This is a genomic window from Thermodesulfobacteriota bacterium, from assembly GCA_034189135.1.
GTDB lineage: Bacteria > Desulfobacterota > Desulfobacteria > Desulfobacterales > JAUWMJ01 > JAUWMJ01.
Genome location: JAXHVO010000104.1, coordinates 20799 through 47326 on the forward strand (window position 1 = coordinate 20799; position 26528 = coordinate 47326).

Annotated in this window: 22 protein-coding genes; 9 read left to right on the top strand and 13 right to left on the bottom strand. The window is 42.7% G+C overall.

Annotation, left to right across the window (positions count from 1 at the left end):
- Positions 1-57 precede the first annotated feature (57 nt).
- From SWH54_15480 to SWH54_15490, 3 genes are all read left to right on the top strand, one after another.
- Positions 58-1608, top strand: a complete 1551-nt coding sequence (locus SWH54_15480; GenBank protein MDY6792662.1) for an AAA family ATPase — start codon at positions 58-60, stop codon at positions 1606-1608.
- Positions 1605-3266 carry a GspE/PulE family protein gene (locus SWH54_15485; protein ID MDY6792663.1) on the top strand — a complete coding sequence of 554 codons (1662 nt, stop codon included), beginning with the start codon at positions 1605-1607 and terminating at the stop codon, positions 3264-3266. Before SWH54_15480 ends, SWH54_15485 begins: the two co-directional genes overlap by 4 nt.
- A gap of 111 nt (positions 3267-3377) precedes the next feature.
- The gene (locus tag SWH54_15490; GenBank protein ID MDY6792664.1) at positions 3378-4610 is read left to right on the top strand and encodes a type II secretion system F family protein; all 1233 of its coding nucleotides are present in this window, start codon (positions 3378-3380) and stop codon (positions 4608-4610) included.
- Positions 4611-4703: 93 nt separating this feature from the next.
- Here SWH54_15490 and SWH54_15495 read toward each other — a convergent pair whose 3' ends face one another.
- From SWH54_15495 to recJ, 7 genes are all read right to left on the bottom strand, one after another.
- On the bottom strand, positions 4704-7559 hold the full coding sequence (locus SWH54_15495) for a LamG-like jellyroll fold domain-containing protein (protein ID MDY6792665.1): 2856 nt from the start codon (positions 7557-7559) through the stop codon (positions 4704-4706).
- 146 nt (positions 7560-7705) lie between these two features.
- Entirely contained in the window at positions 7706-8068 is a 363-nt protein-coding gene (locus SWH54_15500; GenBank protein ID MDY6792666.1) for a PilZ domain-containing protein, read from the bottom strand.
- A 471-nt stretch (positions 8069-8539) separates the two neighbouring features.
- The gene (locus tag SWH54_15505; protein MDY6792667.1) at positions 8540-9154 is read right to left on the bottom strand and encodes a hypothetical protein; all 615 of its coding nucleotides are present in this window, start codon (positions 9152-9154) and stop codon (positions 8540-8542) included.
- 53 nt (positions 9155-9207) lie between these two features.
- Positions 9208-9774 (bottom strand): hypothetical protein, encoded by a 567-nt coding sequence (locus tag SWH54_15510; protein MDY6792668.1) that lies wholly within the window; start codon positions 9772-9774, stop codon positions 9208-9210.
- A gap of 314 nt (positions 9775-10088) precedes the next feature.
- The gene (locus SWH54_15515) at positions 10089-11102 is read right to left on the bottom strand and encodes an MBL fold metallo-hydrolase (GenBank protein MDY6792669.1); all 1014 of its coding nucleotides are present in this window, start codon (positions 11100-11102) and stop codon (positions 10089-10091) included.
- On the bottom strand, positions 11102-11524 hold the full coding sequence (locus SWH54_15520; GenBank protein MDY6792670.1) for a hypothetical protein: 423 nt from the start codon (positions 11522-11524) through the stop codon (positions 11102-11104). Before SWH54_15520 ends, SWH54_15515 begins: the two co-directional genes overlap by 1 nt.
- A 213-nt stretch (positions 11525-11737) precedes the next feature.
- Positions 11738-13462 (bottom strand): single-stranded-DNA-specific exonuclease RecJ, encoded by a 1725-nt coding sequence (recJ, locus tag SWH54_15525; protein ID MDY6792671.1) that lies wholly within the window; start codon positions 13460-13462, stop codon positions 11738-11740.
- A gap of 557 nt (positions 13463-14019) precedes the next feature.
- Between recJ and SWH54_15530 the strand changes: the two genes are divergently transcribed.
- The 5 genes from SWH54_15530 (at position 14020) to SWH54_15550 (ending at position 18243) form a co-directional block, all read left to right on the top strand.
- Positions 14020-14247, top strand: coding sequence for a DUF4911 domain-containing protein (locus SWH54_15530; GenBank protein ID MDY6792672.1), 228 nt, complete (start codon positions 14020-14022; stop codon positions 14245-14247).
- Positions 14248-14252: 5 nt separating this feature from the next.
- Positions 14253-15704: a tRNA (N6-isopentenyl adenosine(37)-C2)-methylthiotransferase MiaB gene (gene miaB, locus SWH54_15535; GenBank protein MDY6792673.1), complete on the top strand. Its 1452-nt coding sequence runs from the start codon at positions 14253-14255 to the stop codon at positions 15702-15704.
- The gene (locus SWH54_15540; GenBank protein ID MDY6792674.1) at positions 15694-16191 is read left to right on the top strand and encodes a bifunctional nuclease family protein; all 498 of its coding nucleotides are present in this window, start codon (positions 15694-15696) and stop codon (positions 16189-16191) included. The genes miaB and SWH54_15540 overlap by 11 nt, the downstream gene beginning before the upstream one ends.
- Positions 16192-16421: 230 nt before the next feature.
- Positions 16422-17273 carry a histidinol-phosphatase gene (locus SWH54_15545; GenBank protein ID MDY6792675.1) on the top strand — a complete coding sequence of 284 codons (852 nt, stop codon included), beginning with the start codon at positions 16422-16424 and terminating at the stop codon, positions 17271-17273.
- A 598-nt stretch (positions 17274-17871) separates the two neighbouring features.
- A complete protein-coding gene (locus SWH54_15550) occupies positions 17872-18243 on the top strand; it encodes a response regulator (GenBank protein ID MDY6792676.1) in 372 nt (123 codons plus the stop codon).
- Positions 18244-18498: 255 nt separating this feature from the next.
- Here the strand turns inward: SWH54_15550 and SWH54_15555 are convergent, their stop codons facing one another.
- Positions 18499-19698, bottom strand: coding sequence for an aminopeptidase (locus SWH54_15555; protein ID MDY6792677.1), 1200 nt, complete (start codon positions 19696-19698; stop codon positions 18499-18501).
- A 347-nt stretch (positions 19699-20045) separates the two neighbouring features.
- On the opposite strand from SWH54_15555, the gene SWH54_15560 reads away from it, so the two are divergent.
- Positions 20046-21089: an alpha/beta hydrolase gene (locus SWH54_15560; GenBank protein ID MDY6792678.1), complete on the top strand. Its 1044-nt coding sequence runs from the start codon at positions 20046-20048 to the stop codon at positions 21087-21089.
- A gap of 521 nt (positions 21090-21610) precedes the next feature.
- Here SWH54_15560 and SWH54_15565 read toward each other — a convergent pair.
- The 5 genes from SWH54_15565 to SWH54_15585 all read right to left on the bottom strand — a co-directional run bounded on the left by SWH54_15565 (position 21611) and on the right by SWH54_15585 (position 26119).
- A complete protein-coding gene (locus SWH54_15565; GenBank protein ID MDY6792679.1) occupies positions 21611-22357 on the bottom strand; it encodes an alpha/beta hydrolase in 747 nt (248 codons plus the stop codon).
- A 150-nt stretch (positions 22358-22507) separates the two neighbouring features.
- A complete protein-coding gene (locus SWH54_15570; protein MDY6792680.1) occupies positions 22508-24079 on the bottom strand; it encodes an adenylate/guanylate cyclase domain-containing protein in 1572 nt (523 codons plus the stop codon).
- Positions 24080-24107: 28 nt separating this feature from the next.
- Positions 24108-24590: a DUF1566 domain-containing protein gene (locus SWH54_15575; GenBank protein ID MDY6792681.1), complete on the bottom strand. Its 483-nt coding sequence runs from the start codon at positions 24588-24590 to the stop codon at positions 24108-24110.
- A gap of 284 nt (positions 24591-24874) precedes the next feature.
- Positions 24875-25594, bottom strand: coding sequence for a hypothetical protein (locus SWH54_15580; protein ID MDY6792682.1), 720 nt, complete (start codon positions 25592-25594; stop codon positions 24875-24877).
- A 180-nt stretch (positions 25595-25774) separates the two neighbouring features.
- Positions 25775-26119 (bottom strand): Dabb family protein, encoded by a 345-nt coding sequence (locus SWH54_15585; protein MDY6792683.1) that lies wholly within the window; start codon positions 26117-26119, stop codon positions 25775-25777.
- Between the last annotated feature and the right edge of the window lie 409 nt (positions 26120-26528).

Sequence of the window (26528 nt, forward strand, 5' to 3'; positions counted from 1 at the left end):
AGGCCCAATGCCGGCTTAACCACCCAGCTATCTCTTATATAAAAGAGGTTTTCGATTATGAAAACATCAGCCGCATATGAAGAATTGAGTTATCTTGATTTTTTAGGACTGGACTATAATCCGTTTCCGGTGGCTCCTGATGACGAAAATTTTTATTTTTCAGAGCATATTTACGAGATTCTTTCGGAAATTGTTCACGGGATTATTTCGCGTAAAGGATTTATGGTGATCACCGGTGATGTCGGACTGGGAAAAACCACCATCAGTCGCAGGATCTTAAGTATTCTGGAAGAAAAAGGGATTGAAACCTCACTCTGTTTTCATACTTCATACCAGGATGTGGAACTGCTAAGGGAAATAAATCGGGATTTCGGCATTGAAAGTACAAGTCTTCTTTTCAGCGAGCAGATGATGCTGTTAAATGATTTCCTGCTGGCGCAAAACCGGGAAGGAAAAAATTGTGCCATCATTATTGACGATGCGCAGAATCTTAATCACCAGAGTCTTGAACTCGTTAGAATGATTTCAAACCTTGAGGCAAATCAGCAGAAACTGGTTCAGATTCTACTGGTCGGTCAAGCGGAATTGATGGACAAGCTAAATTCAACAGAGCTGAGACAACTTAAAAGCAGGATCATTATCAAAAAAGAAGTCCGACCCCTGAAACTTGAAGAACTGGAAAAATATCTTTTATTTAAGCTGAACGTTTCCGGAGGTGGCGGGCTTACCAAAATAAGAAAAAATGCGCTTTTAAAAATACAAAAATATACCGGGGGAAACTTTAGGCAGATCAATATTTTAATGGATAGATGCCTGTATGTTGCCTTCCTTAATAATACGGCTGAAATCAGCGGACAGATTATTAAAGATGCCTACCTCGATTTGAATCCTGATCGCAGATCCGGATTTGCCAAAAAGATAACCGTTTTACCGGTGGCCATATTATTACCACTGGTTCTGTTGGCAGGATTGATATTCTTCACCCAGGCCGAGACGCCATTGCTGCACAAAACAAGTATCATGGGGAAAACGGAGGTGTCGGCAAAAGAGCTTAAAAGTTTGCCCGGGGTTGCCAATGCCGGGGAAGTGCCGGTGCAACCTCACCCAGGGGAAAAAGATAAAAAGAGCGCAAGTGTTCCGGTACCGGTGGATGATTTTTTAAAGGCCTATCAACTTTCGGTGCATAAGAATACGTTTTTTAACGCCCTGGAAACGGGCAGATTTCAGCAAGTTGCTCAAACCATATTCAACCAGACAGGATATCAGCTCATCCGACTGGAACATATTTTTGACCGGGTAAAAAGAAAATACGGAGTATTGTCTTACCCGAACACTGTAAACGGAAAGCCAGGTTATTTTCTTTTCTGGAAACCGGCCTTTACGCTGAAAAAGTTTTACTATTCATATCGCGGGGAAGAAATTAAAAAGCTTCAAGCAGAAATGGCGAAGGTTAAACTGTATAACTATCATCTGGATGGCATTGTGGGGAAAAAACTGATGAATGCGGTCATTCATTTTCAGCAACAGAATGCCCTTCCGGTGACGGGTTATCCTGACAAGAGGACCATATTCCTTTTATGCCACAGGGAGGGGACAAACCAGGCATGACCACAGAAAAACCGAAAAAGCAGCTGGGTGAAATCTTAAAAGAAAAGGGGATTATTACCGAGGATCATATCAATTATGCCCTTCAGATTCAAAGGATCACCAAAGACCGGCTGGGGGAAATTTTTGAGAAACTTGGTTTTGTTACCGAAAACGACACAGTTAAAACCCTGGCTGAACAGATCAGCATTTCATATGTTGATGTTGATGAGGTTTTACCCGACAACACGGTGTTGAAATTGTTTAACAAAAATCTCTGTCTTAACAACACCTTTCTACCGATGCGGCAGGTGGACGGTACCATTGAAGTTGCTGCATACAACGCACGGGATGTCAAGCTCGGACAGTTAATTTCAAGGCAGACCGGACTGAAACCGAAGTTTTATATTTCAGAACGATCTAAGATTATCAATGCGGTGAACAAGCTTTATTATTTTCTGGAAAACCCCGTGGAGAAATTAATCGAAAACGAGATTAATGTCCTTGTCAGAGATAAAGAGATGGCAAGGGGTATGGACAACCTGATCAACCATATCTTTCATCTGGGGATTAAAATGCGGGCAACCGACATTCATATTCAGTCCATGAAACAGTCTCTGGACGTTTCATTCAGGATAGACGGAGTTAAAAATCCCGTAATATCCCTTCCGATTGCCCTAAACAGGGTGATTGCCAGCCTTAAAATGAAGGCGGATATGGATATCGCCGAACAGCGACTTCCCCAGGATGGCCGTTTTTCCGCCACTATTTTAAACAACACCTATGATTTCAGGGTATCCACCATCGTTTCTCCACAGGGAGAAAACATGGTTTTAAGAATCCTGCCCATGGAAAGCGCCGTGATGGGGATGGAACAGCTGGGTTTTTTAAAAGAACATGTCAAAATTGTGGAAAATATGTTCAAAGAGCCTTTTGGCATAGTGCTTCTCACCGGACCCACCGGCAGCGGAAAATCGACCACCCTTTATGCCGGGATAAGAAGACTGAACCTGCTGGAAAAAAATGTAATCACCGTTGAGGAACCCATCGAATATGATATCCCCTTGCTTCGACAAACACAGGTAAATGAAAAGGCCGGTTACACTTTTGCCAGCGCCATCCGTTATTTTTTAAGACACGACCCGGATGTCATACTGGTCGGGGAAATAAGGGATGTGGAGACGGCTTCAACAGCGGTGACCGCATCTACCACCGGGCACATGGTCCTTTCAACACTGCATACCAACAGCGCCATAGGCGCAATTTCCCGGCTGAAAGATCTGGGCGTTCGTCCTTTTTTGATTGCCGATTCCCTGGTAGGCGTGCTTAGTCAACGACTGGTGAGAAAGGTTTGCAATGCCTGCAAAGAGCCCTATCATCCGCAGGAATGGGAAAAGGAATATTTAAACGATCCGAACATTGAAACGCTTTACCGGGGAAAAGGATGCGAAGTCTGTAACAACTCCGGATATTTCGGGCGTACCCTGGTCTATGAAATCCTTACCGTCAATCGAGAGCTTTCCACGCTTATTGAAAAGGAGGCAGATCCGAGCATGATTTCACAAAGAGCGGCTTCAAGCGGACATATTAACATGCTGGATATCATGACTGAAAAAGTAAAGCAGGGAATTACCACTTATGAAGAGGCGGTGCGTATACTTGGGATTATCAGACAACAGTGAAAAAGGGAAAGGCAACGAAAAAATAAACATCGAACATCGAACGTCCAACATCGAATGTTGAATGGAAAGGGGTTCGTTGTTTATTAACCTTGAACAATCACAAATTACAAAATGAACTATTTTAGATATAAACTGATTGCCCCTTCCGGAGAGCTTTTTTCAGGTACGACCAAGCTTCCATATGAAGATCTCCTATCGGCTATTTCCCACCTGGAAAGGGATGGCAGCCTGACCCTGTATGTGAAGAAATTGGGAATTTTGCGTTCCTTCATTACCAAGCTCGGCTCTTTTCAGTTTCGTAAAAAAATAAAAAGATCGGCGCAGGCGGAACTATTGAGCAACCTTTCACTCATGCTTCGATCCGGCATCACCCTGACCGCTGCACTGGAAGAGATAGCAGACAGTCTGCAACACTCTGAAATAAAAAATGATTTAAAGAATATTATTTTAAGTGTTCAGGCAGGCACCCCTTTTTCAGAGGCGGCAGAAAAGTACAGTTATATTTTCCCCACTGCTGTTATCCATCTCATAAAAATTGGTGAGGAGACCGGCAAACTCGATGAAATGCTCGAAAGTGGGGCACAGCACCTAAAGAGGGTGCAAGGTATTGTCAGTGACACCAAACAGGCCCTCATGTATCCGGCGGTTGTGTTTGTGGTATTGGGAGCCGGTTTTATTTTCTGGGTATATTATGTGGCACCCAAGATTATTGACCTTTTCAGGGATATGGAAGTTGAGCTTCCTGCAATTACCGTTTTTGTAATGAAGGTTTCCTATTTCTTCAGGGATTACCTGGTTCATATACTGATTGTGGTACTGCTCATGATTTTCAGCGTTTTAGCTATCTATAAAGGGAGCAGATGGGTAAAAAGAGGTATCGACGCGATGATTTTAAAACTTCCGGTTGCCGGAACCATTATCTCCGCCTCTTCCCTGGCTTTTATAAGTGAATACTTTTCTTTATTAATGAATGCCGGTGTGGATTTACTTCACTCCATGACGATTTTAAAAAAATCGATTGCCAATGAAATCTATCGTGAAAAATTAGATGAGATAAGAAAAAGCCTGAAAAGGGGAGAGAGCATTACCGATTCATTTAGAGGCGGGGTTATTTTTCCCTCCTATGTGATTCGGATGATAAACATTGGCGAGATGAGTGGAACCCTTTCAGAGCAGCTTGCTTCTGTGGCCGGGGAATACCGAAAAAAGCTTTCAACCCTGGTGGCAGTGATAGGGAAAATGCTTGAGCCGGTCATACTGGTGATCGCAGGTGTTTTGTTTGGGGTGATTATCGTGGGGCTTTTGCTCCCGATTTATGACCTGGTAAGCCAGGTGAGCGGATGAATTAGTAAAACGACTAAAAGCTATTTATTCAGCATTCAAAACGCTAACGTGTTAACAACAATCAACCATCGCCAATAATCGATCTTCTATTGTCTACCGGGTAATATTATAATCCTGCACGATCTCACTACCTGAAAGTCCCCGGTCGTATATTCTTAATTCATCCATGAGCCCGTCGAAACTGTAACTGGTATTATTCAGCCAGCTGCTGATTCTTAAATTGGAACCGACTGATCTATTGGTGTTCTGGGTTCCCTGGAGCAGGCTGATGGATTGCTGCACGCCGTCGATATAGAGAACATTATGGGCCGGATCCCGGTTGGTAAAGACTGCCGCCACATGGTGCCAGTTGTTGGCCAGGGTGGCGGTTGCGTTGCTGATACCAAACACATCCCCACCGCCGGTGTTAAAACCGAAACGGTTGCTGGTGAGCCACAGATCGTAAGTTTGCCAGCCCAACGGCATGTTAGAGTTGCTGCCGGTCCAGTTCATCCAGAAAGTCACCGTGGTTCGGTCTCCGATTGCAGTGGATACCGGCAGACCAGAAATATCGATGCGCCCCCGGTTTGCCCTGACAAATTCGCCACAGTTGTAAAATCTACCGTTTGTATTGATATTTATCCCACCAGCAGCGCTCTCCTGAGGTGTCCCGTGGTGATTATTTCCCGATGCATCAAGCACATCGGGGTTCCCGATGGTCCAGGAGGATTCATCCATGTAATATATGGCCACCGGATTGGTATAACAGCTGCCGGAACAGGCATGAGTCATGGTGTAGAGATCCTGAATTTCGCTTTGGGTCAGTTCAGCTGAAAAGACCATGACTTCATCAATATAGCCATTAAAGTAGTTGTTTACATGTTGAGAACTGCCAATGGTAAACAGGCTACCTGCGGCGTTATCCAGGTCGCCGCCGCCACTCCAGGTGGTTGCATTTTGATAGCGGTTGCTGTTAATGGTGACAGTCACCAGACCGTTGTTGTAGGTCACCGCGATGAAGGTCCAAAGATTAAGGGGAATGCTTCCGATGGTGGCCAAATCCGTATACGTATCCCTTCCCTGTGTATCAATATAGAGATGTAAGGTCCCGTTTGTATTGACTCCGATTTCAAGATTGTCATTATGGGCATCCGAAGCTTTTGCCAAAAAGCAGTTTTGGGTATGATGGTTGGTTTGAGCAGCGGTTAAGGCCAAAGGAAAAATCCACGTGGTTACGGTAAATTCGTTGTTGCCCGGACCAAAAATATTATTAAGAATATCTCCCATATCCACGTAATTTGTACTGTCAAAAGATCCGCTTCGGCAGATTTTGCCGATATCTATCGTATCAGCACCACCCTGTGCGGTGCCATCCAAAGCACTGGTGCCGGAATCGATGACCTCCCCGGCTGTACCATTCCAGCTGCATTCATCCATATGCCATTCGGCTGAAAGCGAGATGGTGTATGGCGCGACTGCTCCTGCGGAAGTGACATCCACACTGAGGGTAATGTCTGCGGTGTTACCCGGACACAGTGCGTCGGTGGCAGTCAGGATAAAGGTATATAAGCCTGCGGTGGTTGCACCGTCTTTTCTTATTTCGCAGGTTTCACTTCCGGTTGAAGCCACCGAAAAGCCGGTGGCTCCTCCGGTATTAAGATTCCAGGTAATGTTCCCCAGATGATCGCCGTTTGCCTGAAAAGACTCATGCTGGGTCGGGCTGTCCCAGGTAATGGATGTCCCGCTGCCGCTGGTGCGTGATACATTCAGATTTGTATTAACCTGAAGAGTGAACTGCTTGGTGTCGGTTTTAGGACCCCCATCGGAAGGAAGGGTTGAATCTTCAACCTGTACCTCGATGGTGTAGGTCCCTTCACACTGATCCAGGTCTCCTGAAAGCTGACCGGTGTAAGTATGAAGAAAAAGACCGGAAAAGCCTCCGTTGTTGGTCAACGTCCATTCATATGGTGTCATACCGCCGGTCGCCTGGAAGGTGGCGGAGTAACTGCTGTTGATGGTGCCGGCAGGAATCGAGCTGGTGGTAATGGTCACATTCTCACCGCCTGCGGCGCACCCGGCCACACCGTAACAATCCTGGTCATCACAGTCGATATAACCGTCACCGTCATCATCCGTTCCGTTGGTGCATCCGTCCGGAAAGGTGTTTTCTCCTGCCGTGGTGCCGCCGGGACCTCCGGTATCTCCCACCGAGCAGCCGACGGCACCTGCGATATAGCTTAATGATGCCGCACGCACAAGGTCGTCATACCGTTTGCCGGTGGGATCGCCGTGAAATATGCCGCGGTCCGGCAAATCAAACTTGAGATCACGTCCCTCATTATTACCGTCAAAAAGGCCGTCCGCTCCGTCTCCATCAAGATCTTTATTGCCGCCGCTTACCAGGATATAGGCCTTGTTATTCGGGTCCCGGCCGTTTTCGTCGGTGGTATAGAGTTTGGAGGTATCAGGAGGATGATTGTCATCCTGTGGATCATAGTAGTTAATAATATTTTCCACCCCGGTGCAAAATGAGTTGCCCCCTGTGGGTGTGGAAAAAGTGATCAGATCACTGTACACCCCGTATTTGATCGGGTTTCCCCAGATATCGTTCGGCGTAGAAAGACCCAGGGTCAGATATGGCAAATGACCGACATAGGCAGCGCAGGTGTCATCGGCCGGGTTGCCCTGGGTACCTCCGTCATTGCGGTTTTCCTCACCATCCGCGTTGGTATCGGGGCACGGGCATCTACCCGTTGCCGAGATATATCCCTGTATGGCAAGGTCGGCCCGTTTAAGATCGGCCTGTGCCTGCTTAATTTTTCCGGAATGAATGAGAGAGGGCAAAACGGTGGCCATAATCGAAATAATGATTCCGACAATCACCATGACCACTGCCATTTCAATTAGGGTGAATCCTGCTCGATGGGTTAATTTTGAAAATGACAATTTAGGTAAAATGATATCCTTCACAGATTTACCTTTAATGGGTATGTTCCAACTGCAATTGGAATCAGTGAGATAAAATATCTAAAAACCTAGTGTATTTTATATAAAAATAACATAAATGTCAATGAAAACCAGAAAAATAGGGTTTTTATAAGAGGGAATTGAAAAGGTCAGGAGGGGGTTTTGTTTTTTCGGGAGTGGTAAGCTTTTACAAATTTCTTTATAATTTGAACGTTTTCATCTAGTGTGCCAAGAAAGCTGATGCCGGTTTCATATTTACCGGAGTTACCCTTTTTTGTATGGGCAACTTTTCCTTTTATTTCCATGATATTATTTTCCAGGTCAATAGACATGAGCAAAATAAATTCTGATTCAATGGGAGATACTGATTTTAGGAGGATTCCACCCTGGCTGATATTTAAAGTTTCGCCCATTCCTTCGCCGATTTCATTGCCCTTTTTATCCACGCAAACATAAGAAACCACATTGCGTGTTTTTACCCTCGGGTATTTTCTTTTATCTGTTTTCGGCATATTCCTATTTTCTGCCTGCAATGGGCAGGCATCTTATCACAGTTATGAAATTCAGCTATGCGTGCAGTATACCGCTTTTCAAAAATATGCTTCGAAATATTAGATTGCGGTATATGGGGTTGCAGAAAAAAACGTTTAGATAATGAAGCATTTTTTAACAACCACTATAAAATATAATCATGATATCCAAACATCAATGTGTTTTTAAAAATTGTCAAGATGGGTTTTTTAACCTGTTATTCAACCGGAAAAAGTCAAGGTTGTACGGCCCAAGGATTATTTGATGATTATTTTATACTGTTTATGGCAACTTCTAAAAAACCGACGGTTTCGCATAAAGTCGAACCGATGCATTGCGCCGCATTTCGCAATCATTCAACGACAATAAGCAGGCCGGATGATTACCAACAAACCACAGGTTGAATATGAACTCTATGCGAAACCGCCTGGATCAGATATTTTACAAATTTTTCAAAAACTAAAGAGTACACCGAGTTGTATGGCAAATCCTGATATATCTATAGTGCTATCGTTTGCAGTCCATCCGTTGTATGTGGTGACATCAAAAGAGGCATCGGTATAATCGATACTGGCAGAAAAAGAAGCTCTCTTGCCGCCTACAGTAAAACACAAGCCGGGCATAATCGCCGTTTCGTCGGAAAGCTTGACATCGCTACTGTCAGATGTGCCACCATCCCATGTTGGATTAAATTTAATGACACTGACATGGGGGCCCAGGGTCGCATGTTTGGAAATTTTAAAACGAAGAGCCAGATCCCCTAAATACATGGATGAATGAAAAGCACCGTTTAAAAGAAAGCCGAATCCGCCTGTTAAATCAATATCGAGGGCGGAAGTGTCAACTCTCAAGCCCCCCTTCAATGTGGGCATCCATGAGCCGCTTCCGCTGATGGTATCTGAATAATAAGTAAAACCTGAAGTTCGGCTGACCTTGAAACCATCAACATCCGGACTAAACAATAATGAAGCGGGCTTTAATTCCAAAATAAAATCCGCACCGGCAAAACAGGGTGTTGAAATTAGAGTGACACAAAATGCGATACAGATCATTAAAGTTTTTTTCATGTTTGTCGCCCCTAATAGAAGTTAATTTGAATCAGATGATACCAAAGGGATTATTATCTGCCATCCGCAGGTTTCAGTTCATTATATTTTACTTCTCCTGCTTTGAATTTCTCAATGGCCGATTTCACATGAGAAACTCTCGGTCCGGCGTAAGAATCGGCCTTTTCAGGGATAACAGTGGTTGGTGTAAGTCCGTTCAGCCAGTTATCGATTTGAGCTTGAGTAATATTATCGTTCTTATTCACCGGATCGAGGCCAACCCTGGCTTTCCAGACTCCCGGGTAAACTTTTCCTAAAATAAAATAATGCTTCCCAGGTTCAAGATCTGCTTTTACATAAGACCAGTTTTCCGCTCTGGCAATAAAAAGATGCTCTCCGGGATGGGTTTTATACTGAACATAGGCACGGGCGGTTAGGATTCCGATAAAATTTTCACTATCCCAGAGCCCGAATTTTATTGCGCCGCCAAAAACAGATGGCCGAATAAATGTGACGATGGTATCGTTGTTTTCGGGAATAGCCATAGGTTTGGCCTTTATCATCATCGAACTGCCGCATGCCGATAGCAGCAGAATCAAAACCAGCAGAAATGCAAACATCAAACAATTATTTCTTTTCACTTTTACTCTCCTTTCTTTTTTGTCGTTAATAAAGGACGATAGTTAAGAAACCGATTAAAAAATTGTTATACCGCTTGCCATAAATATGTTTCGAAATATTAAATTGCGGTATAAGTGGTTGTAGAAAAAAACGTTTCGATAACGGAACGTTTTTTTGACAACCACTATACAATTAATAAACCAGACAGCAGGATGTTTTTCATAAAAACCGAAAGGGAGATAGCATAAAAAAGCCCTTCAGTAAAGCCTATAATTTACATGGTGCCGGGTTTACAGCATTAAGCAAAACATTTCATACAAACTGACAAGCAGAATCAGGCTGTCGAACCTTTGTCATATGCCTGTTGGGCTTCTTTGCGAAGTTCTTCCTCTTGCCCGGCGTACCTTGGGGAGAAATGGAAGATAGTAAACTGTTTTACATTTGCCATTGCTGCGATCGTGCCTGCCTGGCGGGCGGTGAGATGATTTTTGGTTTCGGCAATATTTTTATGTTTATCAAGAAAAGCCGCCTCTATGAAAAGATGATCCGAATCTTTAGCAAATTCGATCATTTTTTCTGTATTGGACTCGTTATACACCACGTCTGCGATATAAGTTATTTTCTGACCCGGCGTTATGATAGCGATTTGTTTAACAAGATCAGCTAAAATAAATTTCTTTTTTGCTGAAACTCCCTTGCTGATATTTACTTCAAATTCCGAATTCAAGGGCCGGTGGTTGAATAAAGCCTGCTTAAACTCATGAAGCCACGGGCCTGTTTCCAGACCAAGAAAATCCAAACCGTCTTTTTTTATATTGACATGAAAACGTTCCCTGATAGCAAATCCCAGACAGGGAATACTATGGTCAAGTACGACCGTGGATATTGACAAGGCCGGTTCTTCATACAGAATACTGCTGAAAGGCTTTTTCTCTGGAGGTCTGACAGGACGGAATTTATGGCGACACATATACAGGTTGGTAATCAGATGTTTTTCATGTACTTCCGTCAGATGAAAGGCGAACTGATTGGAAAAACTATCAACCAGATTCCATGAATATGCACTGAGTTTACCTTCAATATTTTTCAGGAAACCCGCCGGTCCATACATATAAATTAATTTCTCTCGACCGAGAAAAAGACGAAGCAGTCTATCAAATCCGCAAAAATGATCAATATGAGTGTGGGTAATAAACACATGGCTGATTTTAAGGATATCTTTTGCCGAGAGCGAATGGATGTCACCCAGATCAAACAGGACAGCTCGTTTTTCCAAAAGAAATGGAATAAAAAGACCCGGATCGTCAAAAACCGAATTAACCAGCCTGGGATGAAATAAAGGGCGCATTATTGTGGCAGGAATTTAGTAACTTGTCTGTTTATGACACTATAGATTTCTTCATCAGAGCCGAAAATGTCAATAGTATCCTTGTGGTTTATTAGCTGTTCCACCACAAAAGACGTGACATAAAGGCTTACCACATGGGGCTGTGGCACCAGGTTTCTGAGTGGCGAGATCTGGTAGTCCACATCAAAATCGTCTGCGCGGCTCAGTTTATCAAGGCATTGTTTTATCTGTTCTTCCAGGGAGTTTTTGTTGGTTGTTTCAATAAGACTGTTATCCAAAAGTTTCATTGCAACTGCATTGGACAAAGGATCGATACAGTCTTTAATTCCACTAATAGCCATTCTTCGGGCATGCTCCTTGGAGGATTCTATTTTTGATATGATACTTGCTTCCCGTGTGCTGGGCCTAAATACCTTTGCCATTTTATGAAACCTTTCTTTACTTGTTTTTTGTGTTAAAAGGGAAAGCTGTTTCCGCTACCAAGACAGTGTATGGAATCGATTTTGGCATCTGGTGTCCTGGTGACAAAATAAATCCAGCCTAGTTAAAAAAAATTTTAATGATAAAAAAACAAAATTGCAATGAAATTTTTAACACCCGGACCCGTTTATAAGTCACATTATTTAAAGATGCATTTATCCTGATATTTCTTGGACCAAAATTTGAACCTTCTTTTGTCCGTTCCAACGATTCCAGCGCAGTCTGAATGCCATGCGGTCAAAACTGTCCTTTAAAGGAGTTTGATTAATCGCATTAAAATGAATGGCGTTGAAAATTTTTGGCATTTTCCCGCCGGGCTGTTTTAACAGCATACTCCGATGATTTTTTCCTACAATTTTTGAAGAAAAAACCTCTACATTTTTAGCCATGAAAAGCGGTTCAGGGTTTCCCTGGCCAAAGGGGGCCAGCGATTCGATTTCATCAATGAGTCTGTCGCTAATATCATCAAAAGCAAGTTCTCCATCAATGGAAAGTTTGGGCGTAAAATGAGCAGGTTTGGTGCTTGCAGCCACGGCATTATCAAAGTTGGTTTTAAAACGTTCAATATTTTTTAATTTAATAGTCAAGCCGGAGGCCATTGAATGTCCCCCAAAATGAACCAGGTCGTTGGAACAGGCGGAAAGTCCTTCATAAAGGTTGTATCCGGGAATACTTCTGGCCGAGCCTTTTCCAACACCATTTTTTGTAGTTATTAACACAACCGGGCGAAAATAATGATCCACCAGTTTTGCCGCCACGATTCCAAGCACCCCTTCGTGCCAGTCAGCGGCCGATAAAACCAGGGAATTTTTATCCAGTTCACCGGGGTTTTCAGCCAGGTAAGCCTGAATATCATTTAAGATTTTGTCTTCAATCTTCTTCCTTAACGTATTTAAATCGTTAAGGGTGGTCGCCAGTTGCACCGCGTTGTTTAACCGATTTGCGATCAGGATTTCAACTGAAAGTTTCCCATGCTCTATTCGACCCGGGGCATTTAAACGGGGTGCAATTTTAAAGAGGATATCTTCGGAGTTGATGTAGGCTTTTTTTATGTGACACAGTTTAAGAAGGGCCCGGATTCCAGGACGATTATTCTCTTGTTTTATCATCTGGACACCTATGCTGGTAAATATGCGGTTTTCGTCCATAAGGGGTACCGAATCCGCTAGGGTACCCAGGGCAACCAGATCACAAAGGGATTTTAGGTTTGGTTCCGGTCGATCCTGCCAGAAATTCATGTCACGCATGAACTTTCTAAGACAGACGATAACAAAAAATACCACACCAACACCGGCGAGATTTTCAAAACCGGCAGTACAATCATGGCGTTTGGGATTTACTACGGCAAAAGCTTGGGGAACTTTAGTTGGTATAATATGATGGTCAGTGATGATTACATCTATGCCGCTTTCCTGTGCCATTTTCACTGCATCATGGCTGGTGGAACCGCAATCAACCGTGATGATTAAATTTATGTGATTCGGTATGGCGTGGTCTGAAATATGATTCGTCTGTAGGCTGTACCCCTCTTTGGTTCTGTGGGGAATATAATAGTCCACCTCGGCAGCGGAATTTTGTAAAAAGTCTAACAGAATGGATGTGGAGGTGATCCCGTCCACGTCATAATCTCCAAAAATGAGAATTTTTTCCCCATTTGTGATGGCTTTGTAGATGCGACGGACGGCGGTATCCATATCCTTTATGGAAAAGGGTGAGCGTATATTTTTCAGTGACGGGTTAAGAAATTTCCACGCCTTTGCAGCGGTTTCTATTTTTCGATTTATTAGAAGGGTGGCGGTGATTCGGTGGCAGTTGAGAATATTACCAAGGTTTTCAACGGATTGAATATCCGGTTGAATGATTTGCCAGTCTTTTTTCATAATTGCGCTGTATATCTTATAATAAGGACTCATACAATAATTAAATTGTATTGAAAAAGCATGGTATGTGGTTATAGTTTGAGGATAATCAAAAGATTTGCTGGTGTACTGTTTACCATATGGTACCCATACAGGCGGACCAATACACTCAGACAGTTTACTCAATTTAAAGGGAACATATTCATCAGAAACAAACGGTTGTTTTTCAATCTTAGCTTGGTTCAACCGGGGAATCGCCTATTGGGCCGTTACCAGACTTAACAATCTTATCTGGAAATGAGTGTACGGCAGCTATCTCGCTTCAATTAGATTTGAGCCAGCCCCAGAGGACAGAATTCCACGGAGGCGTTGATCGTCTCTGCCGGTATGGGTTTAACTGAGCAGATAGGGGGCGTGTAACACACCGATTTCATATGTTAAGTCTGGTAACGGCCCAATAGGCGATTCCCCGGTCGAACCTTTGGTTTCATGCTTTATTGTAACCAGTCGGGTAGGAAAATTTATGACGACCACTATCACAATCAATTCTAAATAAAGTAAAACAGGTCCTTAGAAAAATGGTTGAAACGACCAAACAGTATTACCGTGTTGACAGAAAACAAATTTCTTTTTTAAAGTTTATCCTTGAAGCTTATGAAGGCCTGGCAGTACTCACCACCATCAATGCGGAAAAGGGAATTGTGGTGATCCAAATGGCACCCGGATGCGAAGCTGATGCAGAAATGATTTTACATGATCTGAAGAAAAGTGTTATGATTGAAAAAATTGCTGCTAAAAATACGTGATTTGAATGAAGACCAAATATTTATACATAAATACAATCGGCTGTCAGATGAATGTGTATGACTCCGACCAGATTGCCAAGAGCCTGAGATTACTCAACTATGAAACGACTGAAAATTTAGGGAAGGCGGACCTGATCATAGCGAATACCTGTGCCATACGGGAAAAGGCTGAGCAAAAGGTGTTCAGTTTTTTAGGACGCCTTGCCGGTCTCAAAAGAAAAAAGCCGGGTCTGATTATCGGGGTCGGAGGTTGTGTGGCGCAGCAGGAAGGCAGCAAAATTTTGCAGCGGGTGCCTTTTGTCGATATTGTTTTCGGGACACATGCCATTCCCCGGCTGGCTGAAATAATCGAGCGGGTGGAGTCAAAAAAAATCCGTATGGTTGATATCGGCATGACGGAAAAAATTGAAGAGATTGATCCTGTTGCCAATTTAACGGAAAAAAGACCGCAGCATGGAAAAGTCTCCGCCTTTGTGACTATTATGCAGGGATGCGATAATTTTTGCACCTATTGCGTGGTTCCCTATGTTCGAGGCAGAGAAGCGAGCAGAAGTCCTGAAAAAATAGTGAGGGAAATTGAGGGCCTGGTGGATATCGGCGTTCGCGAGGTCACCCTGCTGGGACAGAATGTGAACAGTTACGGGAAAAAGGAAGGGCTTTGCTCATTTTCCGAGCTTCTTGCCCGAATCAACCAAATTTCCGGTATTTCCAGAATACGATTTACCACATCACATCCAAAAGATCTTTCTGATGACCTTATTATGGCCTTTAAAGATAATGAAAAGCTTTGCCGACATATACATTTACCCGTTCAGTCCGGCTCAGACAGGGTGTTAAAAAGGATGAACCGGAAATATACCCGGACGATGTATCTTGAGAAAATAGATAAACTGCGAAATATTTGCCCGGATATTTCAATTACTTCGGATTTTATTGTCGGTTTTCCCGGAGAAACCGGCGCAGATTTTAAAGAAACGCTTGATTTAATAACAACCGTGGAATATGAGGGACTGTTTGCCTTTAAGTATTCTGATCGTCCCAATGCGAAGGCCACCTCATTTACCCAAAAGATTTCGCGCCAGGAAAAAAAAGAAAGATTGAAAAGACTGCTTGATTTGCAGGAAATTATTTCAAGAAAAAAGAATCAGGCACTGGTGGGGTCAACTCAGGAGATTCTGGTTGAGGGGTTCAGTAAAAAAATGTCTTCTGTTTTTCCCGGGGTAGAGAAAGCCAAAAACAATGATTCTCTTTCCCATGATATTCAGTGGACAGGGCGGACCTCAGGCAATAAAATTGTAAACTTTAACTTACAAAAAATTACCGCTTCATACGACGAGTCTTTTATCGGTCGTATGGTGAACGTTGAAATTGAGAAAGCATTTTCACACTCACTTTGGGGAAGGTACTTAAAGCTTGAACCGACCCCATTGAAAGGAGAAGAAAGTTATGCTGCATAAGGTAAGCATAGCGGGCCTGACAGTAGATCCGGCTTCGAACACACCGATTATTATTTTAAAGTCTGAACATAACGATCATACGGTACCCATCTGGATTGGATTGCTGGAAGCCACGGCCATCGCTTCGGCACTGCAAGGCGTTGCATTTGATCGTCCCATGACGCACGATCTGTTTAAAAATTTTTCAGAAATGTTGAATATTGCAGTTTCGAAAGTAGAGGTATGTGATATAAAAGACAGCACTTATTTTGCCAGAATCCATTTTGCTTCCAGGGAAAAGGTTTTCAGTATGGACGCCCGTCCAAGCGATGCAATTGCCATTGCATTGCGATTTAATGCACCGATCTTTATTGACGATAAAGTAATAGAAAAATCGAAGAGTGGAGATGGTGCTGCGGAAGTTGTTGACCAGAGCAGTGAAGGAAAAAAATGGGCCGAGTATCTCGAAAAATTATCACCAAAAGATTTTGGTAAATTTAAGGTGTAACGACTACGCACCTTTTCAAAACCATGCCAACAAACCTTACTGTTTCAGAGCAGCGAATTACCTACCGGGTTTCAAAGTAAATATGGCATGCTATACCTTTCGTGTGACGGGTTGTCACCCCAGATTATATTAACATAGCCACACGTCGCAGACTATTTCGGCATAAAAACAAATTGTTGAGTAACATCGATCGCAAATTATCAGGATGATGTTGCCCACGCCAAATTTATATGATGGTTTTACTCGACCAACCTGCACTTGTTTCCGTTCATGGCGGGCACAGCGGAGAATTCTGTTGTCACGCAAAAGATTCTCTGGAAGACATAATCAAAGCTTATATTAAAAGGGGTTTTTCCTGGGTGGGTATAACCGAGCATATGCCCTTTTTGGCTGACGAATTGATGTATCCTGAGGAAAAAGCGGCCGGCTTTGATGCAAAGGGAACCTATCTAAGATTTTCTAACTATATTTCCACCTGTCGCAAGCTGCAGAAAAAATATTCCTCATCGATAAAAATTTATGTGGGCTTTGAAACAGAAACGTTCAGCGGATTCGAACCATTTATTAAAAAACTGATGAAAAATTTTCAACCCGATTACATGGTGGGGTCTTTGCACCATGTAAGAGATATGGGTTTTGATTATTCCAAACAGCAGTATAATGAGACGGCTCGAATTGTTGGCGGGTTGGAGGCCCTCTATTGCGCGTATTTTGATCAGCAGTATCAAATGATTAACGCGCTTAAACCGGCAGTGGTCGGTCATTTTGACCTCATCCGTATATTCGATCCGGATTATCAGGCCCGGCTGAAAAAACCGGAGGTACAAAAACGAATTCAAAGGAACCTTAAGCTGATAAAAAAGTTAGACCTGATCATGGATTATAATCTTCGGGCGTTATATGCAGGGGCCAGTGAACCCTACCCATCCAGACCAATTCTTCTTCAAGCATTGGATTTAGGGATCGCCGTGGTACCCGGTGATGATTCACACGGAGTCGAAACAGCGGGAATGCATGTAAAAGAAGGGATAAAAAATTTACAGGACCTTGGGTTTGATATACAATGGCGGACACCCTGCTGATTATTAAATATTATTTTTTTGCTAAATTTCAATTAGTCAGTATCCTACCGAAAATCCTCAATTAATTTAATTCGCTTCAAGATTTAGTACAATTAATTCGAAAACAAGAGAAAATAAGAGAAAACGCGAGAATTCAGCAGAAAAAAATATTGCTCATAAATGAGGCTGTAAAGGGAAATAGCTAAAATGGTTTTAAAAAAGGGCTGATTTCAAAAAGGGTTGATTTTTAAAAGTTTATAGGCCGGTGCAAAAAAAATAATAATAATATAGGCTAAGTATAAAATATTTTACTGACTTTTTGGCAATAATGGAAAACCGGTATAATCATGTTTGACACAAATAAATCGGTATCATAAATTTCAAAAAAAATTGAAGCGGATTTTTATAAATATTTTTTACCGGCATACGCCGGAGATGGTTCACACCCTATCTCCGCTAACTGATGCTTCCAGAATATAACATGCACAACATATTGTGTGATAAACGAATTCATATACAATATATTGTTGACAAAACCATAAAAAGAGATATATTATACAAAAAGTAAAAAATTTTTAGTCAATACTCAATACCGACCCCACAATATCGAGGATGGCCCATGTGTAAAATTCTTGTTATTGACGATGAAAAAGTAATCATAAATATAATACAGCAGCTGTTGGAAATGAACGGGTATGATGTGGACACAGCAGGTGATGGGGACGAAGGTATTCAAAAATTTGATAACGACTGTTTTGACCTGGTTATTACCGATATATGCATGCCAGGTGTAGATGGTAACGGTGTTGCCAAGCACATACGCGATTCTGCAAAAAAATATGTACCGGTTATAGGTATGTCAGGAACCCCCTGGGGATTTGAAGACAAGCGCTTTGATACCATTTTTGAAAAGCCCTTTCAATTAAAGGCCCTCATGAATACAGTGGAAGAACTTATCCCGCTCAATTCGAAAATAGCCGCGTTGGGTTAAAACTCAAGTTCCGCACTATTGATTTCCCCCACTTTGAGACCTTTGAAAAATGTTCATTTTTGTTTAAGGTCAAGGAAGGCGAAGATTTTAACCACAGGAATATATAGAATATTTCGAGGATTAAAATCTGAGCCTGACACAGAGATTGGACAAAAAGGGACGTTTTGCAAAGGTCTCACTTTCATGGTTGAGAAACCTGAAATGAGATCTGGGGCAATTCCTTTTAAACAACTGCACTTCTGCCCAACTTTGTAATCAATATAAAAACCGGCCGTTTTCATAAATACGGATGATTTTGCCCGGTGCAAGGTGGGCGGTCACCGTTTTCTTTTCGGTGTTCACCAGATCCCAGTGGAGGGCAGAATCGTTGAATCCGAGTTTTTTCTTACGCTCCTTAGACAGGCGCTTTACATCCCCTGAGTATGAGTCTGCATAGGAAGCACCGACTGCGATATGACAGTTGCCGTACTTTCCGCCGTAGTTTTCATCAAAGAGCGTATTGGCCATGAATAGGCTAATCTTGGAAAACCTTTTGTCTGTAAGGGAAAACTCTCCCAGCTTGTTTGCCCCTTTATCCATGGACAGCTGATTTTTTACAAAATCTGCTCCTTTGGTCGCACTGATTTTAACCGCCGAGCCTTTTTTAAACTCAAGCCTGACATTTTTAACGTAATTGCCGCTTCGGTATGAAGGCTGGTCGGCAAAATAAACCCCGGTGGTTCCTCGCCAGTCAGGAGACAGAAATATTTCAAAACTGGGTATATTGTGGCCGGACAAGCCTATCCACCTTCTTTTTTCCCCGGGGTAAATGTTGAGATCCACATTTTTCGATTCAATGTGATAAAATTTTACCTTTAAACTGTTTAGCCATTTTTTAATGGAAACTGCATTGTTGAATATTTGCTCCCAGTGCGATATAGGAGATGTTTTGTTAAGAAAACAGGAAGTTATTATCTGGCGCGTATATTCTTTCATAGAGAGGCCGGCATGTTTTGCAAGCTTTTGTGTAGGAAAGATACACAATGTCCATCCGAAAAGTCCCTGCTGTTCACGTTTATCAAGAATATCACGAAAAACTTTTCTTGAAACGGCCACTTTTCCTATTTTTTTGGGATCAATGTTTTTCAGATGAGTGATCGATTCAGGGGCATGCAAAAAAATTGACCCGTTCAGATTTTTATAAAGCTCTTGTTCGCCGGGTGGAATAAAAACAAGCTGTTGGTGATTTGAAAGTTCAAAAAGGTTCTTTTCCATCGTCGGGCTGGGCATGGTGCGAAGAACCGGATTCAACCCAATATCAAGGAGTTTTGCATGAACTATTTCCGCAAGTCTTATTGAAGGGGCGTTATAACGGATCGCCACAATGTCGTTTTTTTTAAATTTTGCGGTTCTGGCTTTTTTCATGGCCCATAGCAGGACATCCGCATATCTGTTGAGCTGTTTTTCGGTAAACATGGTTTCTCCTTTTCATGGTTAATTTTTTTTCAACCACTCACTTGCCGTATTCACCTGTTCTGTAACATTATACCCTTTTAAAATAAAGAAAAATACCAATCATTATCCCTAGGGCTGGTGGAAAAATAACTTCAAAAAATAGCGTCGATGTATCCTGTCCGGCTGAGTGGCAAAAACCGGGGATACCTTTGTTATTCATTTATTTTCGCGTTTTGCCGTCCGGGGGTCTCAACACTTATTATGGTGAATTTTCCCGGTTTTGCTTTTTTATCCAAATTGGGATATAAGGCAATTCAACGTATTGCCCGATGTGCGTTTTATAATATTCTGGTCGTTAGGGTTTTCATATGAACATAAAATATGAAAAATCATGGGCTGTCCGGACCATCATTTTGGTATTGGCCATAATAATTCTGCTTCTGTCAAAAATCGCCTCCGGTGAATCGATAACCAATTGCCCCATCCAGTTTGAAAGCAATATTGATCAGGTAAAGGAAAAAATGAAGCCGTTAAATTTTCTGCAACATCCTTTGCATACACCTTTGGAAGTCAGCTATTTTCGTTATTATAATTTTGATTATAAACAAACCAAGCATTTTTGGGGGACATTTAGTAGTGGTGAAAAAAAAATAGCGGCCCATATTTTTAGACCGGTTGATTCAAAGGGGAGCGTTTTTTTATTGCATGGTTTTTTTGATCATACCGGGATTATGAAAAATCTTATCCGGCACTGTCTGGACCGACAATATACTGTTGCGGTTTACGATTTGCCCGGCCACGGTTTTTCTTCAGGCCAGAGCCTGACCATCAATGATTTTTCCGAGTATGTCATCGTACTGGAGGATTTTATAAAAATGTGTCGGCATGATCTGCCCGGACCGTTTCACCTGATCGGGCACAGCACAGGAGGTGCGATTGCCTTTGAATACCTGAACAGTGCCCAGGATTTAATATTTAAAAAGGTCATTCTATTGGCCCCTTTGATTCACTTTACATCATGGAAAATGACCAAAGTCGGTTATTTTTTGGCCAGGCCTTTTGTAAAATCCCTGCCGAGAAAATTCAGAAAAAATTCTTCAGATACCGCCTTTCTTAAAAAATACCGAAATGATCCGCTAAGGACGGAAAGATTTCCCTTAAAATGGTTGGATGCGATTTATAAGTGGGACAGGCGTATAAAAGGGTATAAGTCTGTTTCAAAGCCGGTTCTGGTCATTCAGGGAACCGGAGACAAAGTGGTTGACTGGAAATATAACCTGGAGTTTTTAGACAAGAAATTATCTAAGTTGGAAGTCAAATGGATTCAAAACGCAAAACATCAGCTCTTAAATGAAAACGAATCGGTAAAATCGAAAGTTTTACAGATGATCGCAGAGTATCTTGAGGGGTAAACGCCAACAGGGATCGGCGGCAGCTGTCCGGGGATTCGGTTTACCTGTTAGGGGTGACGATTTTTTCATCGTTTAAAACGGAATATATTCATGGGAAATAAACAGTCATTTTTCAATCTTAGCTCGGTTCGACCGGGGAATCGCCTATTGGCCCGGTACCAGACATAACAATCTTATCTATGAATGAACATGCGGCAGCTATCTCGCTTCAATAAGATTTGAGCCAGCCCCAGGGGAAAGAATCCCACGGCGGCGCTGATCGTCTCTGCCTGTATCGGTTTAACCAAGAAGACAGGGGGCGTGTAGAATTCCGATCTCAGTTGTTATGTCTGGTACCGGGCCAATAGGCGATTCCCCGGTCAAACCTTAGGTTTGCTTCATCGTTGTGCACAGTCGGGCAGGAAAATTAATAAGAAACAGCATATTCGGGAATAATTCTTTGGTGGGATCGCGGACCCAGGATCCAGTTGCCCGTCATTTGCGGTGGTTAGCCTGTTGGCATCTGGACGTGAATATTTACTTCAGCATAACCGGTCTGCAAGAGCCTTAACCGCGGTCATATATTCTGTCAGACCGTGTATGAAAATGTCATTGTGATTCGCCCCGGGAATTTTCAGCAAGGTTTTGTCGGATGCGCTGCATGCATTATACAGGGTTTCTCCATGAGAAAAAGGTATGATATGATCTTGCGTAGCGTGGATAATTAAGACCGGCTTGTCAAAGGTTTTGATTTTGTCCACGTTTTGAAAGCCTGTCTTTTTTTTAAAACCGATCATTTCCGCATCAATACCCAAAGTTTGCAACAAAGGCTCGGTCCAGGCAAATCCGCTTTCTAAAATAAGCCCGCTGATGTCCGCTTTATGGCGGTCAGCAATTTCCAGAGCCGGCGCACTTCCGAGAGATCTGCCCATAACAATCATAGGGCCGGTGTAACCATGTTTAACTAGCCAGTTGTTGACGAAGTGAAATATGGTATGGGAGTCATGCATCATGGCTGCAACGGTGGGCCTGCCGGTGGACCTGCCGTAACCTCTGTAATCTACAGGCAAAAAATTAATTCCCATTTTATTATACAAGGGGCCGAGATCGTTATAATCTGCAACGATTTCACCGTTTCCATGAAAAAAGAGGATATTCGAACCCTGTTTTTCTGCCATATGAAAACGGGCACCTATTTTATCATCTTTTTCAACCGGAATCATGATATCTATACCGTGGGTCCCGGTTTCGCTGGTTTTTACTTCCCCTCTCGGATGGAATAAGGCCATTAAGATCTCAGGCCGATCCAGGGATGTATAGCTAGTTGAGTGTATGCTCATCTCTATATTTATGTTGCTGCTTCGACTCGAGACCGTCGAAAAGTGTTTTTTCAAATGTCTGAGCCGGAAACCCGTATCCAAACCCTTTGTGCTGATGATTTAAGGTTTCAAATTAAGTACGTTGAATGTGTGAACAGGTTCATACTTGCCCTTGGCGGGAATCGGTTCGAGCTCGGTGATATCGAACGTATTCTCCAACTGCTCAAGGGTTTGCTGGGAAATAAGTATCTGGCCGGGTTTTGCTGCACTGCACAGCCTGTATGCCGTGTTGACCGTTTTACCCACCACCGAGTAACTCATGGTACGGGAGGAGCCGATGTATCCTGCCACCAGGGTGCCGGTATTTATGCCAATTCCGGTTTGAATCTGGAACTGTCCTTCGGCCTCACGGGTTTTATTGAATTCAATCAGCGAGTGCTGTATGTCTATGGCCGCTTTGACGGCGCGGATCGGATCGTCACCGTGAGCAACCGGTGCACCCCATATTGCCATCATTGAATCTCCAATAAACTTGTCTACCGTACCTTCATGATGAAAAACAATATCCACGATGATCTCGAAGTAGTCGTTGAGCATCCTCAGCACTTCAGTTGCATGGGCGTTTTCACTTAAAAGGGTAAAATCACGAATGTCGACAAACAGGACGGTGGCAACGCGGCTTTCCCCACCCTTTTCCACCTTTAACTGGCCAGACACGACCATCTCGGCCAGATTGGGTGAAAGAAGCCTTTGGAATCGTTTCCGGGTGATCGCATCTTCTCTAATCTTTTTTGCCATCTCTGAAGTTTTGATAAACTGGTAGGTTTGGTTGGCAATGTTTGTCAGGAGGAACAGGTCTTTTGCATTGTATGCACTCACCGCAGTGGAGGATTCGAGAATGATGGTACCAATCATGGTGGCCTGATCAAGAATAGGAACTGCAATGGTGCTGCGGGTACCTTTTTCTATAATCGATTTCGCACCGTTGAAGCGATCATCCGTCATGGCGTCTGTAGATACTATTCCTTTTTTATTTTTTTGCAGGTAACGAATCAGCGTTTTGGAGATGACAAACCTGTTTTCCGGAGATTTAGTTTTGTAAGCATAAGGTTTTAACATTCCATTTTTATGGGACATGAGTATGATTCCACGATCACATTCGAGAACCTCAAAGGCACAGTTGAGGACGTGTTTAAGGATATGGTCCATGCCCATGTCAAAGCTGATCCTGCGCTGCAGTTCGTGTGTGATTCGCAGTTTTTCATAATCCGCACGCAATACCGCTTTGTCAGGTATGTCCCTTTCACTTAAAAACGGCCTTTCTGTGGCGGATTCAGTTACGGGGCTAAAATGACTGTGTATGGTTCGGGAATTCTCATCAACAATTTGTACTGCTGTGCCGGGAGTTTTGGAGCTGAAGATGCAGCGTGTGTTTCCCAGCGTGATCTCATCACCGTCATTTAGCGAAAGTTTTCCGTCTATCTTTTTATTATTTACAAAAGTGCCGTTAAGGCTTCCAAGATCTCTGATGACGAAGCCCTGTTTGAATTCGAAGGTAATGAGGCAGTGAACGGAGGAAATGCCGGGGTCGAGTATGGTGATATGATTATTGGTGTGGCGGCCGATAATGCAGTGTTCGTTAATTTCAACCTCGTTTCTGCCGCTTCTGGAGAATATAATAAGCTTTGGCATGATCCAATCTTTCGAAGGTTGAAAATGGTCATTCTAACGAACGAACAGGAAGCCCGCGGCAGCCATTGATATCATAGGCAGGTATGGCAAAAGAATTTCCATTGCTGAAGTTGAAAGCCACTCCGGGTCCTGTTGACTTTTCCGAAGTCCAGAGCAAAATACAGCTTAACTTTATTTCCGGAACGATTTTTACTAAAAATCCACATTCTGACATGTATCCTTTGTATTTCGGATCCGTTACATAAAGGCTTTTAAGCTCTTCAAGGGTCGGGAGGCGCCAGTTGTCATAATTGGGACTCACAGTATATGCAAAGTTGTATTTGGCCCAGGCATTAGCATCTTTCCAGTTGATATCTCCCTGATTGTCAGCTTTAGCCCACATCAATCCCATTTTATGGTCTGTGAGGGTTCCGTTGCCATTATCGGTGAAACGTTCTCCGGCCATAACGGTATGGCATGAAAATACCAGACAGGTAATCATTAGGCTGTAAAAGAATATTTTTCGACACATAGTTGTTCTGTTGTTATAAAATTACTGAAATATTCGACAATGGTATTTTCCCAATCTGCCATTTCGCATTCGAGTTTAGGCCGAGCATCCCGGGATGCGAACAGGAGAAGAAAAAACATTAACCATATGAATTTATAAAATATTTCGCGGAATAAAAAAATGTTATCAGGCACAGAAATATGGCAAAAATCGCTGTTATGCAAAGTTCTCTTACTGAATGCAAGCTAAATTTTATTATATTGTGACAAAAGAGTCAAGGAGTAACTTATTTATTTAATGGCACTTTATTTATATTGGGTTCCTATTTGCTTTTTTAAAAACGGTGTAAAAATATGGCGGATTTTATGTAAAGATTCCTCAACACCGGGTGCGATGTACTTGGCAAACATATCAAGATGCACCAGGGCATTTATGGTTGAATCTTTCTTGCCTGCGGTGCGTAATCTTTTAACAATGGAGGCGTTGAGCTTTTCAATATTGTTGTATATTCTGGTAAGTCCATCCAACTCAAGCTCAATCCGATGTCCTTGGAGAATCAGGAAATATTGGGCCAGCAAGTAGGTGGAGGTGGCCCGCCATATTGTCTCCTCCTCGTTTGCAAAGGGAAGGTGAAAACGGGCCATTGGTTTTAAAAAATCGGTATGTGGACATTCGCTTACCGCGATCACCAGACCCATCAGTGAACTTATCCCTTCCTGGGCAGTTGTATGGTGTGATACCGTCCTCTCCTTGGTAGAAACTTCGACATGAATTTTATCGTAGGAAATAAGGAGACCAAGGCGTTCGACAATGTTAACCAGGTTTACAGATAACGGGCAGTTTGGATAAAGATCAGCGGTAAGCGGACAGTGAGGGCACTGGTGGAAATCGAGTCGGGTCCAGGAGGGGAGATCGTCAAGCATGTTTCCCTGTAATTTTAACGACTCAGCATCGAGTTGAAGATTAAAAATTTCTTTTGTTTTGTCCGGCAAGGTGAAAATATAGCGGATGTTTATTATTTCCATAACATAGGTTACCAGCAAATACCCGGGTACATAAGTTGAAGGTTGCGACGGTCAGGAAAAGCGCATTTTGAAGCCATGTTGGTTACAAAAATCAGACATTTCCGCCAGAATGCGGCAATTGTGTGATGCTTGTCCTTTCAACTTTCAGCCCAACCAGCTTCAGCCTGCCTGCATGAGTCGTTACCAGTCAATACGATCCGATTCAGGTGTTTTTTTTCTCAGCGAACTTAAATCCAAACCTTCAAAGTCAACAGTAATAACGCTATTGCACATATTTTTCACCTTTTCAAGTACAACCAAATGATCCGGGTGAACCTGATACCGACCGAGTGCTTCAGTATTGGCAAATAGCGCAACCAGGCCAAAATCATAGGACCTGTCGGAACGTACCACATCCCGGCCGAATTCATATGAATGAATTTCAGTAATACTGTTGGGCAGATTGTCCATAAGTTTTTCAAGATTCTCGATGTCGGCTTCTTTGACTTCCGGTTTAAACTTCAACAAAACAACGTGATTGATCATTATGGATCTCCTTTTTCGAGTTTCGGGTTACACAGGATACAGGGTATAATCAGGGGTGGTTTTCAACTATCAACACGTGACTCGGACCTCGCACGCCTTAACCCGTAATAGACTATATTTTCCCTTAAATGGGATTGATTTTTTAATTCGAGTGTATTATCAGATGTTTTTAATATTTCAACAGTAAAAATCTATCACTGTTTAAATATCCCTGCAACCGCTATTATTGACGGTGAGGTAGAAGGTCCCATCTAATGCGTCTTATATATGATACTTTCTAGTTAACTATCACCCCAATTGAGCGAAAAAAAGTAGTAATAACCATCTAAAAAAGCTGGAAAAGCCTTTAGAATAAGGGTATACAGATGGTGACGAAACCAAAAACCCAAATTCTGAAAGGCTTTCATAG

Bases quoted from the DNA above. Each gene is read 5' to 3' on its own strand.
- SWH54_15570 (MDY6792680.1), bottom strand. From the start codon at position 24,079: ATGCCAAAGCTTATTATATTCTCCAGAAGCGGCAGAAACGAGGTTGAA.
- SWH54_15480 (MDY6792662.1), top strand. From the start codon at position 58: ATGAAAACATCAGCCGCATATGAAGAATTGAGTTATCTTGATTTTTTA.
- SWH54_15560 (MDY6792678.1), top strand. From the start codon at position 20,046: ATGAACATAAAATATGAAAAATCATGGGCTGTCCGGACCATCATTTTG.
- SWH54_15575 (MDY6792681.1), bottom strand. From the start codon at position 24,590: ATGTGTCGAAAAATATTCTTTTACAGCCTAATGATTACCTGTCTGGTA.
- SWH54_15545 (MDY6792675.1), top strand. From the start codon at position 16,422: ATGATGGTTTTACTCGACCAACCTGCACTTGTTTCCGTTCATGGCGGG.
- SWH54_15520 (MDY6792670.1), bottom strand. From the start codon at position 11,524: ATGGCAAAGGTATTTAGGCCCAGCACACGGGAAGCAAGTATCATATCA.
- SWH54_15540 (MDY6792674.1), top strand. From the start codon at position 15,694: ATGCTGCATAAGGTAAGCATAGCGGGCCTGACAGTAGATCCGGCTTCG.
- SWH54_15500 (MDY6792666.1), bottom strand. From the start codon at position 8,068: ATGCCGAAAACAGATAAAAGAAAATACCCGAGGGTAAAAACACGCAAT.
- SWH54_15585 (MDY6792683.1), bottom strand. From the start codon at position 26,119: ATGATCAATCACGTTGTTTTGTTGAAGTTTAAACCGGAAGTCAAAGAA.
- SWH54_15550 (MDY6792676.1), top strand. From the start codon at position 17,872: ATGTGTAAAATTCTTGTTATTGACGATGAAAAAGTAATCATAAATATA.
- SWH54_15555 (MDY6792677.1), bottom strand. From the start codon at position 19,698: ATGTTTACCGAAAAACAGCTCAACAGATATGCGGATGTCCTGCTATGG.
- SWH54_15530 (MDY6792672.1), top strand. From the start codon at position 14,020: ATGGTTGAAACGACCAAACAGTATTACCGTGTTGACAGAAAACAAATT.
- SWH54_15515 (MDY6792669.1), bottom strand. From the start codon at position 11,102: ATGCGCCCTTTATTTCATCCCAGGCTGGTTAATTCGGTTTTTGACGAT.
- recJ (MDY6792671.1), bottom strand. From the start codon at position 13,462: ATGAAAAAAGACTGGCAAATCATTCAACCGGATATTCAATCCGTTGAA.
- SWH54_15505 (MDY6792667.1), bottom strand. From the start codon at position 9,154: ATGAAAAAAACTTTAATGATCTGTATCGCATTTTGTGTCACTCTAATT.
- SWH54_15580 (MDY6792682.1), bottom strand. From the start codon at position 25,594: ATGGAAATAATAAACATCCGCTATATTTTCACCTTGCCGGACAAAACA.
- SWH54_15565 (MDY6792679.1), bottom strand. From the start codon at position 22,357: ATGGCCTTATTCCATCCGAGAGGGGAAGTAAAAACCAGCGAAACCGGG.
- SWH54_15485 (MDY6792663.1), top strand. From the start codon at position 1,605: ATGACCACAGAAAAACCGAAAAAGCAGCTGGGTGAAATCTTAAAAGAA.
- SWH54_15490 (MDY6792664.1), top strand. From the start codon at position 3,378: ATGAACTATTTTAGATATAAACTGATTGCCCCTTCCGGAGAGCTTTTT.
- miaB (MDY6792673.1), top strand. From the start codon at position 14,253: ATGAAGACCAAATATTTATACATAAATACAATCGGCTGTCAGATGAAT.